Consider the following 13418-nt stretch of genomic DNA (forward strand, 5'->3'; position numbering starts at 1 on the left):
AGCTTGCGGGAGTTGGTTTTCGGCCCGCTTCCAGCGGGTCCCGCATGCCCGGAGGGGGGCTGTCGATGTCGCACTATCCATGGTGGCGCGGAGCCGTCATCTACCAGATCTACCCGCGCAGTTTCCTCGACGCCAACGGCGACGGGGTAGGCGACCTGCCCGGCATCATCCAGCGCCTGGACCATATCGCCGCGCTGGGCGTGGATGCGATCTGGATCTCGCCGTTCTTCCGATCGCCGATGGCCGACTTCGGGTATGACATCGCCGACTACCGCGATGTCGATCCGCTGTTCGGCAGCCTGGACGACTTCGACCGGCTGCTGGCCAAGGCCCACGGCCTGGGCCTGAAGGTGATGATCGACCAGGTGCTCAGCCACACCTCGATCGAGCACGCCTGGTTCCGCGAGAGCCGCCAGGACCGCAGCAACCCGAAGGCGGACTGGTATGTGTGGGTGGATCCGCGCGAAGACGGCACGCCCCCCAACAACTGGCTGTCGCTGTTCGGCGGCGGTGCCTGGCAGTGGGAGCCGCGCCGCGAGCAGTACTACCTGCACAACTTCCTGGTGGACCAGCCGGACCTGAATTTCCACCACCCGCAGGTGCAGCAGGCGACCCTGGACAACGTGCGCTTCTGGCTGGACCGGGGTGTGGATGGCTTCCGCCTGGATGCGATCAACTTCTGCTTCCATGACGCGCAGCTGCGCGACAACCCGCCCAAGCCGGCCGACAAGCGCGTCGGCCGCGGCTTCAGCGCGGACAACCCGTACGCCTACCAGTACCACTATTACAACAACACCCAGCCGGAGAACCTGCCGTTCCTTGAGCAGCTGCGCGCCCTGCTGGACGAGTACCCGGGGGCGGTGAGCCTGGGCGAGATCTCCTCGGAGGATTCGCTGGCGACCACCGCCGAATACACCCAGGATGGCCGCCTGCACATGGGCTACAGCTTCGAGCTGCTGGTCAACGATTACAGCGCGGCCTACATCCGCGACACCGTTTCGCGCCTGGAAGCGGCGATGACCGAAGGCTGGCCGTGCTGGGCAGTGTCCAACCACGATGTGGAGCGGGCGGTCAGCCGCTGGGGTGGTCATCCGGCCGACCCTCGCCTGGCGCGGATGCTGGTGGCGCTGCTGTGTTCACTGCGCGGTTCGGTCTGCCTGTACCAGGGCGAGGAACTGGGCCTGGCCGAGGCCGAAGTGCCGTTCGAGGCGCTGCAGGACCCGTATGGGATCACCTTCTGGCCCAACTTCAAGGGGCGCGACGGCTGCCGCACGCCGCTGCCGTGGATCGACGCGCCGCTGGCCGGCTTCACCACCGGCAAGCCGTGGTTGCCGATCCCGGCCGAGCACCAGGCGGCGGCCGTGGCGGTGCAGGCGCGGGATCCGCAGTCGGTGCTGTCGGCCTTCCGCAGCTTCCTGGCCTGGCGCCGTACCCAGCCGGCGCTGCTGCACGGTGACATCCGGTTCCTGGACAGTGCCGAGCCAGTGCTGCTGTTCGAGCGTATGCTTGCAGATGAAACTCTCCTGCTGGCCTTCAACCTGTCGGCCGAAGCGGTGAGCCATCCGCTGCCGGCGGGCAACTGGCAACAGGTGGCTGTGCCGGGCCCGGATGCGGGGACGGTGCAGGGCAATGAACTGCAGCTGCCGCCGCGTGCGGTGTATTGCGCACGACGCAGCTGACCGATTTCTCCGGTGGCGGTACTTGCGGGGACGGGGCCGAAGCGCCCCGTCCCTTTTTTGTGGGCGCGGTTCCGGTGCAGGACATCCACGCAGGGCGTGGATCTACCAGGGGGGGGGGGCCGAATGAATGCCCGCCACGCATCGATTGCGATGCGGCGGGGGAGAACCACGGCATGCGTGGATGGGTGATGGATGCGACGGTAGATCCACGCCATGCGTGGATGGGGCCGTACCGATCACGCTTCACTGGCCATCGCGTTGTGCGCACAAAGGAAAACCCGCTGCCTGCGCAGCGGGTTTCCGGTCCTGTTCCCTGTGTCCTGTCGCCGGGCGTGGCCCGGCGCTACCGATGGCGGTACCGGCCAGCGGCCGGCACTACCGAGTCCGGGTCGCCGGGCATGGCCCGGCGCTACCTCAGAACTTGTAGTTCACGCCCAGCATGTAGGTGCGGCCCCACTCGATGTACTCCAGCGGGCGATCCTTGGTGCCGGCGTAGGTGCGGTACGGCTCGTTGGTCAGGTTGCTTCCCTGCAGCAGCAGGGTCAGCCCACGCAGGCTGCTGCTGTCGCTGAAGGTATAGCTGACCTGCGCATCGGTCACGTTCTCGCCCACGACATAACGCAGGGTGCGGTTGCCGTTGAAGTTGCCGATCTCGCCGATGAAGTCCGAACGGCGGCGCTGGCTCACGCGTGCTTCAAAGCCACTACGCTCGTAGTAGGCAGTGAAGTTGTACACGCGCTTGGACAGGCCGGGCAGGCTGATCGGGTCGGTGCCCACGCTGGACGCGCTTTCCGGATCCAGGATCTGGATGTCGCTCTTGTTGAAGGTCGCGCTGGCCTGCACGCCGAAGCCACGCAGGCTGTCGGTCAGCATTTCCAGCGGGAACGACGCGGTCAGCTCCAGGCCCTTCAGGGTGCCGCCCTTGCCGTTCACCGGAGTCGAGAACGTGCCGGTCGGCAGCACCGGCACCACCATGCCCGGCGGCGGCACATAGTCGCCCAGCAGGCCGGTGAAGTCGTAGTTGTCCACCGACTGGGTGTAGACGTAGCTCTTCAGGTCCTTGTAGAAGATCGCGGCGGCCACGTAGGCCTTCTCGCCGAAGTACTTCTCGTAGGACAGGTCCAGTGCGGTGGCGCGCCACGGGTCCAGCAACGGGTTGCCGCCACTGCCGCCGGGGCGACCGGTACCGGTATCCACGCCGAACTCCAGGCCCGCGCGCATCTGGTCCACGCGCGGGCGCGCGACCTGCTTGGCTGCGGCAAAACGCAGAGTCTGCTCATGCGGGAACATGAAGGCCAGGTTCAAGCTGGGCAGCCAGTCGTTGTACTTGCGGCCGTCCGAGTAGGGCTGGATGTTGTTGCCGGCCGCCTGCGAGCTATCCCAGTAGCGCGAGTCCGAGCTCTGGTCGGTGTGCTGCATCTGCACGCCGATATTGCCGCGTACGCCCACCACACCGATGTCGGTGTTGATGTTCAGGCGCGCCCAGGCGGTGGTGATCTTTTCCTGCACCGTCCACGACTTGGGAATCAGGTAGTCCAGGTTGTCGACCGGATTGAAGGTCATGTAGCGACCGACCGCGCCAGGCACGTTCCAGGCCGGGATGGTGCCCAGGCCGGCGAAGCCGAGGTTGACCGGGCGGTACTGCAGATCCGATGCGATGTTGGCATCGCCCTGCGCGCCCAGCAGGATGTTGCCTTCGGACTGGGTCTTCACCTTGCGGCGGTCGGCATAGTTCACGCCGATATCCAGATCCGGTGCCCACGACGCCATTGCTTCGGGCAGGGCGATGGTCGCGGCCAGCTTGCCACCCTTCAGGCGGTCTTCCACCTTCGGCACCTTGCCGTAACCAGAACCGTAGATGGTGTTGGTCAGGAACAGCGCGTCCGGGTTGGAGTAGTTCAGGCCCGGGCTGATCTGCGAGAAGCCATCCTGGCGGAACTGCACACCGACCGTATCCAGCTGCGGCATCGGGGTCAGCTGCAGGTTGTTTTCCAGGTTCAGTTCGTCGCGGGTGGCCTTGGAATAGTTCAGGTCGGCAACCAGCTTGACGCTGCCGAAGGTGAACTCGTTGTTCCAGCCGAACGCATCGATCTTGTCCTTGCGCTTGTTGTACATGCCGCGCACCAGCGGGTACACGCCACTGGCGGTGCCACCGGTGAAGGTGCCATTGGCGTTGACCTGCGGGTTGCTGACCAGCAGTCCCGGGGTGTAGCCGCCGTTGTAGTTGCTGAGGTTGAGCTCGAACTGGTTGGCGGTGTCGATCTGTTCCGCTTCGGTATGGAACGCGTCGAAGGTGCTGGTCCAGCTGTTGTTCGGCCGGAACTGGATCGTGGCCATCACACCGTCGCGCTTGTTGTTGCCGGTGCGGCGCAGCGCCTTGATGCCGTCGGTGAAGTAGGTGCCAGCGGCAACACCGGGGCGGTCGCCGTTGGTGGTGTGCTCGGTGGTCCACGGCTCGTACAGGCCCACCTGGTTTTCCTGGATCGGCATGTCGCTGTGCGCGTAGCCGATGGCGATGCCGAGGGTCTTGTCCAGGAACTGGTCGATGTAGCTGGCGCTGAAGCGGTTGCCGTACGGGTCGGTGTCGGCGGCGCGGCCCAGCGAGCTCTTCTGGTAGCGGCCGCTGACGGCGATGACGCGGTCGGGGAAGCTGAGCGGACGTGCGGTCTGCATGTCGATGGTGCCCGACAGGCCCTGGCCGACCAGCGCTGCATCGGGGGTCTTGTACACGGTCACGCCGTTGACCAGCTCGGACGGATACTGGTCGAACTCGACGCCGCGGTTGTCGCCGGTGCTGACCACTTCACGCCCGTTGAGCAGGGTGGTGGCGAAATCCGGCGACAGGCCGCGCACGCTGATCACCTGCGCACGACCGGCCACACGCTGTGCGGCAAGGCCAGGCAGGCGCGAGATCGATTCGGCGATGCTGACGTCGGGCAGCTTGCCGATGTCCTCGGCGGAGATGGCTTCGACCACCGAGGTGGCGTCCTGCTTGGTGGCGATGGCGCTTTCGATGCCGCGACGGATGCCGGTGACCTGCACGGTGTCCAGGTTGGTGGCGGCGGTGCCGGTTGGCGGGGTTGCCGTGCTCTGCGTGGACTGCGCTGCTGCCAGCGATGGCGTCAGTACGACGGCCAACGCGATGCTCAGCGCACTGCGCTTGTGGTTCAACATTTTCCCCTCCCAGGCAATGTTGTAGTGCGATTCGTGGTCGTCCCGATGGTGTCGAGGACGTGCGACGCGGTGGCCGCTGTCGTCGCCGCTATGGTAGGCAGCGCGTTCTTCGTGGGAATCACCCTGCATACGTATTCAATGGCGTTTGCAGGGTTGTAATCGCTTCCAGATCATCATTCCGGTAGTGCCGGCCACTGGCCGGCAACCATCCACGTCGCAACGATGCCGGCCAGCGGCCGGCACTACCTGCGCATTCACAGCGGGGTGAAGCGGATGGCCTGTCCGCCGCCCGGCGCCAGCACCAGCGTGAGTGAATCGGTGCTGCTGACCTCGCGTGTTTCGCGCTTGAAGGCGAAGGGGTTGCTGCGGAAATCCGCGCCATCGCCATCGCGGTAGATCTCGGCGCGGTAGCGCACGCCCGGCTCCAGGAAACCCAGCGACACCGGCAGCACGCGGCCGTTCTCGTCGGTGATGCTGCCCAGGAACCAGTCACGGCTGTTGCGGTCGCGGCGCACGATCGTCACGTAGTCGCCGACCTCGCCATCGAGCACGCGGCTCTGCTCCCAGTCCACCGCCACGTCCTCGATGAAGCGGAACGCTTCGCGGTGCTGCAGGTAGTGCTCGGGCAGGTCGGCAGCCATCTGGATGGGGCTGTACAGCACCACATACAGGGCCAGCTGGCGGGCCAGCGTGCTGGGAATGGCCTGGCCGTGGCGGCCCTTCAGGCTGAGGATGCCGGGCGTGTAATCCATCGGCCCGGCCAGCATGCGGGTGAACACCAGGTTGACCTCATGCTCGGGCGGGTTCGGTGGCTGGCCCCAGGCGTTGTATTCCATGCCACGTGCGCCCTCGCGGGAAATCCAGTTCGGGTAGGTGCGGCGCAGGCCGGTGTCCTTGATCGGCTCGTGCGGGTTCACCGACAGGTGCCGGCGGGCGGCTTCCTGCACCACCTTCAGGTGATGGCGGGCCATGAACTGCCCGTCGTGCCACTCGCGCCACAGCGGGCCGCCGGTCGGATTGCGGCGATCAACCTGGCCGTCGTCGCAGACGTAGCCGGTCTTGAACTGGTCCACGCCCAGCCGCGCATACAGATCCAGCGCAGCACCCAGCTGGTCTTCGTAGTGTTCGATCGCACAGCCGGTTTCATGATGTCCGACCAGGTGCACGCCCTTCTTCAGCCCGTACGCCGACAATGATTCGATGTCGAAATCCGGCGTGGCGCGGGTGAAATTGAAGTCGTAACCGTTGCCGACCCAGTTGCCGTCCCAGCCAGGATTCCAGCCTTCCACCAGCACACCACGGAAGCCGTGCGCGGCGGCGAAATCGATCACTTTCCGCGTCTTTGCGGTGGTGGCCGCATGCTTCGGTCCGGTGGCCCAGCTCTCTTCATCCAGGTGCATCGACCACCACACGCCCAGATACTTGGCCGGTTTCACCCAGCTCACATCGCCCAGCGCATTGGGCTCGTTGAGGTTGAGGATCAGGTCGGACTCGACCAGGCCGCCGGCACGGTCGGCGATCTGCAGGGTGCGCCATGGCGTGGCGAAGGGCAGGGCGCGGCGCACTTTCCAGCCTTCGGCCGAAGGCGAAAGCTGGGCGCGCAGGCGCTGGCCCTCGGTGCGGCGCAGCCACATGCCCGCGTAGTCGACCAGTGCCGCCTCATGGATGGCCACGTGCAGGCCGTCGTGGCTGCGCAGGGTCATCGGCGTGTGCACCAGCGGCACTTCGCGCAGCGGGGTGCGCTGGTACAGGTATTCGTAATGGATCGGCTCGCCCGCAGGTATCCACCATGCGGTGGACTCCGGCGCGATGGCGAACTCGGTCAGCTCGTCATCGATGATCGCTTCGCGCAGGTTCGGTTGCTCGGGGAATACGTAACGGAAGCCCAGGCCGTCGTCGTAGACGCGGAACACCAGGTCCAGCCGGCGCTTGCTGCCGGTGCTTTCGGCCAGGTGCACGGTCAGTTCGTTGAAGTGGTTGCGGGTGAGCCGGCGCTCGCCCCAGGGCTGTTCCCAGCTGTCATCGACACTGCGCCGTTCCTGCGCCAGCAGGCTGAAGTCGCTGTCGAGGCGACCATCGCGCAGTTCAAAACCCAGCTTCGAATCGGCCACCACGGTCTGGCCGAGGCGCTCGACGCGGTAGCGCGCGGTACCGCCGTCCAGCACCAGGCTGACCTTCAGCACCTTGTCCGGTGATTCGACGCTGGCGATCTGCGGTGCCGCCGCCTGTGCCAGCGCGGCCCATCCCAGCAGGGCCAGGCCGAAAGCGTGCGCGAACACTGCGCGTACCGTTGTGGGTGACGTCGGCATTTCCCCTCCCAAGGCGCCGTTGACAGACCCGGACCATAAGCCAGCCCGGCAGGCCTGCCGGTACTGCACGCCATGAATACGTATGCAGCTGGACGCAGTCGACAGCCCCGCGTCTACCATGGGGCCAGGGCACCTTGAGGGAGGTGCCGCGCCCGCACGCCGGCAACGGCAGTGCGGACCCACAACGGTGCAGAGAGGGAGGGAGGTCGACGGGCGCAAGCCGGTCTGCCGCTTCGATGCTGAAGATCATTTGCCTGACCGCTGCCCTGGGGGCAGCGCTGGGGACGACCGCGCACGCGGCCGACCTGACATTCGACGGCCGCCAGGCGCGCGCCGAATCCGCTGCCAAGGGCAGCTTCGTGCTGCATGCGCCGAAGGGTGAGGTGCGCATCGCCGCCGCGCCCATGCGCAGCCAGACCGGCAGCGTGATGTTCGATGCGCTGTTCGCGCTGGCCCAGCAGGAAATGGACCAGGACCGGGTGGATGCCATCCGCGATCCGGCCTTCGACGAAGGCCGTCCGGTACCGTGCGAGTGCTTCCAGACCGGCGCGCGCTGGCCGTATGTGTGGACGCGTGACGTCAGCTTTGCAGCCGATCTGGCGCTGGCGAAGCTGGACCCGAAGCGCACCCGTCAGTCGCTGCAGTTCAAGTTGTCGGCTGCGCGCGACGGGCATACGCCCGGCCTGTTCGTGGCCCAGGACACCGGCTCCGGTGGCAGCTGGCCGATCAGCAGCGACCGTGTGGTGTGGTTCCTCGCCGCACGCCACCTGCTGGATGATCCTGCGTTTGCCGAGCAGGTCTGGCAGGCCCTGCAGGGCACATTGGCGCAGGACCGGGCGATGGTGTTCGACGCGCAGATGGGCCTGTATCGCGGCGAGACCTCGTTCCTTGATTGGCGCGAGCAGACCTATCCGGACTGGACGCGCGAGGACGTGCGCTTCATCGGTGATTCCTACGCGCTGTCCACCAACGTGCTGCATTACCAGGCGCTGCGCCTGGCGCAGCAGATGGCCGCGCAGCTGGGCGACGAGCGCAGCGAGCAGTACAGAGCCTGGGCCGATGCACTGGCGGTGCAGATCGACGCGCGCTTCTGGCGCGAAGACATGGGCCAGTACATGAGCTACATCGGCGAGGCGGCGCACCCGGTGCCGTACGCCAAGATCGATCTGCTCGGCCTGTCGCTGGGCATCCTCGCCGACGTGCTGCCTGCTGAGCGTGCGCGTCGGGCGCTGGCGGGCTATCCGATGGGCGCTGCCGGCAGCCCGGTGGTGTGGCCGCAGGAAGCGCAGCAGCCGATCTACCACAACCGTGCGATCTGGCCGTTCGTCAGCGCGTACTCGCTGCGCGCGGCGCGCAAGGTGGACGATGCGCCGCGCATTGCTGCCGAGATCCGCTCGCTGATGCAAGGGGCGGCGCTGGCAGGTTCCAACATGGAGAACTACGAGCTGGTCAGCCAGGCCGTGCACGTGGACGAAGGCGCGTTGAGCGGGCCGGTGGTCAACTCCGAGCGCCAGCTGTGGTCGGTGGCCGGCTATCTGTCGATGGTCACCGAAGGCGTGTTCGGCCTGCAGGACGACGGTCGCGTGCAGCCCAAGCTGCCGGCCGAGCTGGTGCCGGAGCTGTTCGGAAAGCAGAAGCGGATCAGTCTGGAGGCGGGCGGCAAGCGCTATGTGCTGGAGCGCCCGAAGCAGGTGGGCGCTGGCTTGTTGATCGCGGGAAAAACGCGTACGCGCGGCACCACGACCACCGTGCAGCTGGTCGCTGCGCCGGCAGCCGTGAGCCGTGATGTGCCGCGTGCCGATGCCAATGCACGAGCACCGGCCACGCCGCTGGCACCCCGGGCAAAGCGCAGTGGCAAGGGCTGGTCGGTCGCGGTGGCTGCCGGCCAGGTCCTCTGGCAGGACGGTGTCGCGGCCACGGCCAGCAAGGGCCAGGTGCGCGTCGGCGATGATGGCCTGCAGCACTGCCTGAGCCTGACCCGGCGCGAAGGTGCGCTGGAATCCCTGCACAGCCCGATGGTCTGTGTCGGCCCGCAGCAGGTGCTGCGGGGCAGCCGGCAATGGCAGTTCAATGCAGCCAGCGCGGGCCACGTGCGCCTGCGCCTGCAGTACAGCAACCCGAACGGCCCGATCAACACCGGTGTGACCGCGGCGGTGAAGCAGCTGGCCGTGCAGTGCAAGGGCCAGCCTCCGCAGCGGCACACGGTAACGCTGCCGCACAGTGTGGCGGCGCAGGACTCGACCGCGGCAACCTTCGCGGTACCCAAAGGCCGCTGCACGGTGACGCTGGAAGAGGGCTTCAACATGAGCGCGCTGCAGCACTTCGCGCACTACACCGGCGGCAAGGGCGGGCGTGATGGCGTGCTGAACCAGGCCCAGGTGCAGGCGCTGAAGATTGCGCCGGTGGCGGCAGCAGAGGACGCACGATGAGCCGTCCTGCAAAGCCGCAGTTGTCGTTCTGGCAGATCTGGAACATGTGCTTTGGCTTCCTTGGCATCCAGTTCGGCTTTGCCCTGCAGAACGCCAACGCCAGCCGCATCTTCGAAACGCTGGGTGCGGACATGGACGCGGTGCCCGGACTGTGGATCGCCGCACCGCTGACCGGCCTGCTGGTGCAGCCGGTGATCGGCTACCTGTCCGACCGCACGTGGACACGCTGGGGACGGCGCCGCCCGTTCTTCATGATCGGCGCGGTGCTGACCACGCTGGCCCTGCTGGTGATGCCGAACTCGCCGACGCTGTGGATCGCGGCTGGCACGCTGTGGGTGCTGGACGCCTCGATCAACGTGTCGATGGAGCCGTTCCGCGCTTTCGTTGGCGACCAGCTGGCACCGCGGCAGCGCCCGGCGGGCTATGCCATGCAGAGCTTCTTCATCGGCGTCGGCGCGATCGTTGCCAGCTTCCTGCCCTTCATCCTGGCCCACTTCGGTGTTGCCAACACGGCAGCGGCGGGCGAGGTGCCCGATACCGTGCGCTATGCGTTCTACTTCGGCGCGGTGGTGCTGCTGGCGGCGATCACCTGGACGGTGGTCAGCACCCGTGAGTATTCGCCCGACGAGCTGGCCAGCTTCGATGATGCCGAACCACCGGCGCATCACGCCGGGGCCGCGGTCACCGGGCCCGCGCCGTGGACGCAGGTTGCGCTGTGGCTCGGTCTCGGTGCGCTGCTGGCGGTACTGATCGCGTGGCGCCACGGCGACAAGATGCTGTACGTGCTGGCCGGCCTGTGCGCGGGTTACGGCGCACTGCTGGCGGCGGCGCGGGTACTACTGGGCACGCACATGCTGGCCGCCATCGTCGACGACCTGCGCGCGATGCCGATCACCATGCGCCGGCTGGCCTGGGTGCAGTTCTTTTCCTGGTTCGCCCTGTTCGCGATGTGGATCTTCACCACGCGTGCGGTGGCCGGCATGCATTTCGGTTCCACCGATGTCGAATCGGCGGCCTACAACGAAGGTGCCAACTGGGTGGGCGTGCTGTTCGGTGCCTACAACGGCTTCGCCGCACTGGCCGCGCTGCTGATCCCGCCGATGGTGCGGGCGATCGGCCTGCGCTGGAGCCACCTGGTCAACCTGTGGCTGGGTGGGGCAGGGTTGATCTCGATGATGTTCATCGACGATCCGCAGTGGCTGCTGCTGTCGATGGTCGGCGTCGGCTTTGCCTGGGCCTCGATCCTGTCGCTGCCCTATGCGCTGCTGTCGGACAGCGTCCCGGCAGCGAAGATGGGCGTGTACATGGGCATCTTCAATTTCTTCATCGTGATCCCGCAGCTGGTCGCGGCCAGCGCGCTCGGTTTCGCCCTGCGTGCATGGCTGGGGGGCCAGCCGATGCATGTCCTGGTGCTGGGTGGCTGCAGTCTGTTGATTGCCGGTCTGTGCGTGTTGCGGGTTCCGTCCCGTCCGGAGGTAGTGTGATGCGTGGTGCCCTGTCTGCTGCTGTATCCCTTGTGCTGTTCGCTGGCCATGCTTCGGCTGCGCCACGCCCGGCCTATGTTGGTACCACCGAGCCGTTCGCCAGTGACGCGGTGTACTTCGTGGTCACCGACCGCTTCGTCAACGGCGATCCGTCCAACGACCATCGCGACCAGGGCGGCAAGCACCGTACCTTCGATATTCCGGTGCCATGCCCGGACAAGGTGGACGGCAACATCGGCTATCTCGGTGGCGATTTCCGTGGCGTACTCGACAATGCCGACTACATCCGCAACCTCGGTTTCGGCGCGGTGTGGATCACGCCCATCGTCGACAACCCGGATGAAGCCTTCACCGGCAGCAAGCCGATCAGCTGTACCAGCACCCTGACCGACCGTGGCAAGACCGGCTACCACGGCTACTGGGGCGTCAACTTCTACGCGCTGGACGAGCACCTGCCGAGCAGGGATCTGGATTTTGCCGGGTTGACCAAGGGCCTGCACGGCGCCGGCCTGAAGGTGGTGCTGGACATCGTCGGCAACCATGGTTCGCCGGCCTGGACCATGCCCAAGCGGCAGCCGCAGTTCGGCCAGATCTTCGACAAGGACGGCAGGTTGATTGCCGACCACCAGAACCTGCCGCCACAGAAGCTGGACCCGAAGCACAATCCGCTGCACGCGTTCTACAACAATATCGGCCCGGTCGACAGCAAGGACGGCTCGATCTTCGATGGCAACCTGGCCGAGCTGGGCGACTTCAACCAAGACAACCCGGCAGTGATGGACTACCTGGTGGGGGCGTACCTGCAGTGGACCGCGCAGGGTGTGGATGCGCTGCGCATCGACACCATCGGCTGGCTGCCGCATCCGTGGTGGCACGAGTTCGTCAACCGCATCCGCGCGCAGCACCCGGGCATGTTCATGTTCGGCGAAGCGTTCGACTACAACGCCGCCAGCATCGCCGAACATACCTGGCCGGCCAACGCCAATGTCAGCGTGCTCGACTTCCCGCTGCGCGGCGCGCTGGAGCAGGCCTTCGGCAGCGCCGGCAAGGGCTTTGAAACGCTGGCTGAGCCGCTGCACCTGACCGGTGGCCCGTACGCCAACCCGTACGAGCTGATGAGTTTCTACGACAACCACGACATGCCGCGCCTGCAGGCCAGCGACAGCGGCTTCATCGACGCGCACAACTGGTTGTTCACCGCGCGCGGCATTCCGGTGGTCTATTACGGATCGGAAACCGGCTTCATGCGCGGCCGTGCGGAGCACGCCGGCAACCGTGCCTACTTCGGCCAGCCGCGGGTGGATGCAGCCCCGCAGAGCCCGATCTTCGCCCCGCTGCAGCGCATCGCCAAGCTGCGCGAGAGTACGCCGGCGTTGCAGCGCGGCCTGCAGGTGAACGAACGTCTGCAGGGCGATGAAGCGGTGTTCTTCCGTGTGCTGCAGCATGGCGACGTGGCGCAGACCGCGCTGGTGCTGCTGAACAAGGGCGACGCCACGAAGACCTTCAGCGTGGACCGCTACCTGCAGCCCGGCCTCTGGCGCGACGCGCTGGACGGCGGCCAGGTGACGGTGAAGGACAGCCTGAAGGCGGAGGTGCCGGCGCACGGGGTGAAGGTGTTTGTGCTGGATGCGGACGTGCAGCAGCCGGCCCTGCAGGCCGAACTGGACAAGGCCATGGCAGACCAGTTGGCGCGCGACCAGCGACTGAAGCGCTGACCGCGCAGTGACCAGCGGAAACGGTAGTGCCGGCCGCTGGCCGGCAGCCTCTTCGTCGTTGGACCCAATGCAGTTGCCGGCCAGCGGCCGGAACTACCTGGTGTGGCGGCATCCGGCACAATAGGCATCCCCTGATGCCGCGCCTGTACTGCCATGACCGACCTTGCCCCGCAGACCCCGATCGAAACCCTGCTCAAGGCCGCGATGGATGGAACGGTGCCGATCCGCGCGTTCATGGAGGCCTTCGTCGCTTCCCAGGTGGTGCTGCTGACCGGCAGCCTGGTCACGCCCGATGGGAGTGGCTTCGATCCGCTGCTGTTCGACAAGCAGGGCACCCTGCACGTGGCCGTGTTCACCGATCCGGCGCGGGTGGGCATCTACAGCCAGCAGGCCGAGCATCAGGTCCGCTGGCTGATGCTGGACGTGCTGCGCCGCGTGCCGGGCGGCTACGGCGTGGTGATCAACCCGGGTACTACGCTGGGCTTCGAGATCTCGCCCAGCGGCGTCGGCGAGATCCTGAAGGACTTCGCGCAGGGCTGATTGCAATGCCCGCCCGCTGTAGCCCGAGCCCATGCCCGGTGTCGGCGGGTCAATAATTTGCAGTGGCTGCAGACGTGAAGCATGCTTG

At 66.6% G+C, this 13418-nt stretch carries 7 protein-coding genes; 5 read left to right on the forward strand and 2 right to left on the reverse strand.

The genetic code is table 11. The features are described 5' to 3' along the window. Window positions 1-65: 65 nt before the first annotated feature. Window positions 66-1679, forward strand: coding sequence for an alpha-glucosidase family protein (locus tag BW38_RS12890; RefSeq protein WP_032975867.1), 1614 nt, complete (start codon window positions 66-68; stop codon window positions 1677-1679). 414 nt (window positions 1680-2093) lie between these two features. Here the strand turns inward: BW38_RS12890 and BW38_RS12885 are convergent, their stop codons facing one another. Then, a complete protein-coding gene (locus tag BW38_RS12885) occupies window positions 2094-4853 on the reverse strand; it encodes a TonB-dependent receptor (protein ID WP_032976056.1) in 2760 nt (919 codons plus the stop codon). 254 nt (window positions 4854-5107) lie between these two features. Continuing rightward, the gene (locus tag BW38_RS12880; RefSeq protein ID WP_032975869.1) at window positions 5108-7162 is read right to left on the reverse strand and encodes a glycoside hydrolase family 97 protein; all 2055 of its coding nucleotides are present in this window, start codon (window positions 7160-7162) and stop codon (window positions 5108-5110) included. Between the two features lie 236 nt (window positions 7163-7398). Here BW38_RS12880 and BW38_RS12875 point away from each other — a divergent pair, with 236 nt between their 5' ends. The 4 genes from BW38_RS12875 to BW38_RS12860 all read left to right on the forward strand — a co-directional run bounded on the left by BW38_RS12875 (window position 7399) and on the right by BW38_RS12860 (window position 13330). Beyond that, window positions 7399-9591 (forward strand): Six-hairpin glycosidase-like protein, encoded by a 2193-nt coding sequence (locus tag BW38_RS12875; RefSeq protein WP_032975871.1) that lies wholly within the window; start codon window positions 7399-7401, stop codon window positions 9589-9591. Then, window positions 9588-11075 (forward strand): MFS transporter, encoded by a 1488-nt coding sequence (locus BW38_RS12870; RefSeq protein ID WP_032975872.1) that lies wholly within the window; start codon window positions 9588-9590, stop codon window positions 11073-11075. Before BW38_RS12875 ends, BW38_RS12870 begins: the two co-directional genes overlap by 4 nt. Next, window positions 11075-12790 carry an alpha-amylase family glycosyl hydrolase gene (locus BW38_RS12865; RefSeq protein WP_032975873.1) on the forward strand — a complete coding sequence of 572 codons (1716 nt, stop codon included), beginning with the start codon at window positions 11075-11077 and terminating at the stop codon, window positions 12788-12790. Before BW38_RS12870 ends, BW38_RS12865 begins: the two co-directional genes overlap by 1 nt. Before the next feature lie 153 nt (window positions 12791-12943). Continuing rightward, the gene (locus BW38_RS12860) at window positions 12944-13330 is read left to right on the forward strand and encodes an SseB family protein (RefSeq protein ID WP_032975874.1); all 387 of its coding nucleotides are present in this window, start codon (window positions 12944-12946) and stop codon (window positions 13328-13330) included. Window positions 13331-13418 lie beyond the last annotated feature (88 nt).

The sequence above is a fragment of the Stenotrophomonas sp. RIT309 genome (genome assembly GCF_000632045.1).
Taxonomy (GTDB): domain Bacteria; phylum Pseudomonadota; class Gammaproteobacteria; order Xanthomonadales; family Xanthomonadaceae; genus Stenotrophomonas; species Stenotrophomonas indicatrix.

Coding starts and splice junctions, on each gene's coding strand:
- BW38_RS12890 (WP_032975867.1), top strand. CDS start 66: ATGTCGCACTATCCATGGTGGCGCGGAGCCGTCATCTACCAGATCTAC.
- BW38_RS12885 (WP_032976056.1), bottom strand. CDS start 4,853: ATGTTGAACCACAAGCGCAGTGCGCTGAGCATCGCGTTGGCCGTCGTA.
- BW38_RS12880 (WP_032975869.1), bottom strand. CDS start 7,162: ATGCCGACGTCACCCACAACGGTACGCGCAGTGTTCGCGCACGCTTTC.
- BW38_RS12875 (WP_032975871.1), top strand. CDS start 7,399: ATGCTGAAGATCATTTGCCTGACCGCTGCCCTGGGGGCAGCGCTGGGG.
- BW38_RS12870 (WP_032975872.1), top strand. CDS start 9,588: ATGAGCCGTCCTGCAAAGCCGCAGTTGTCGTTCTGGCAGATCTGGAAC.
- BW38_RS12865 (WP_032975873.1), top strand. CDS start 11,075: ATGCGTGGTGCCCTGTCTGCTGCTGTATCCCTTGTGCTGTTCGCTGGC.
- BW38_RS12860 (WP_032975874.1), top strand. CDS start 12,944: ATGACCGACCTTGCCCCGCAGACCCCGATCGAAACCCTGCTCAAGGCC.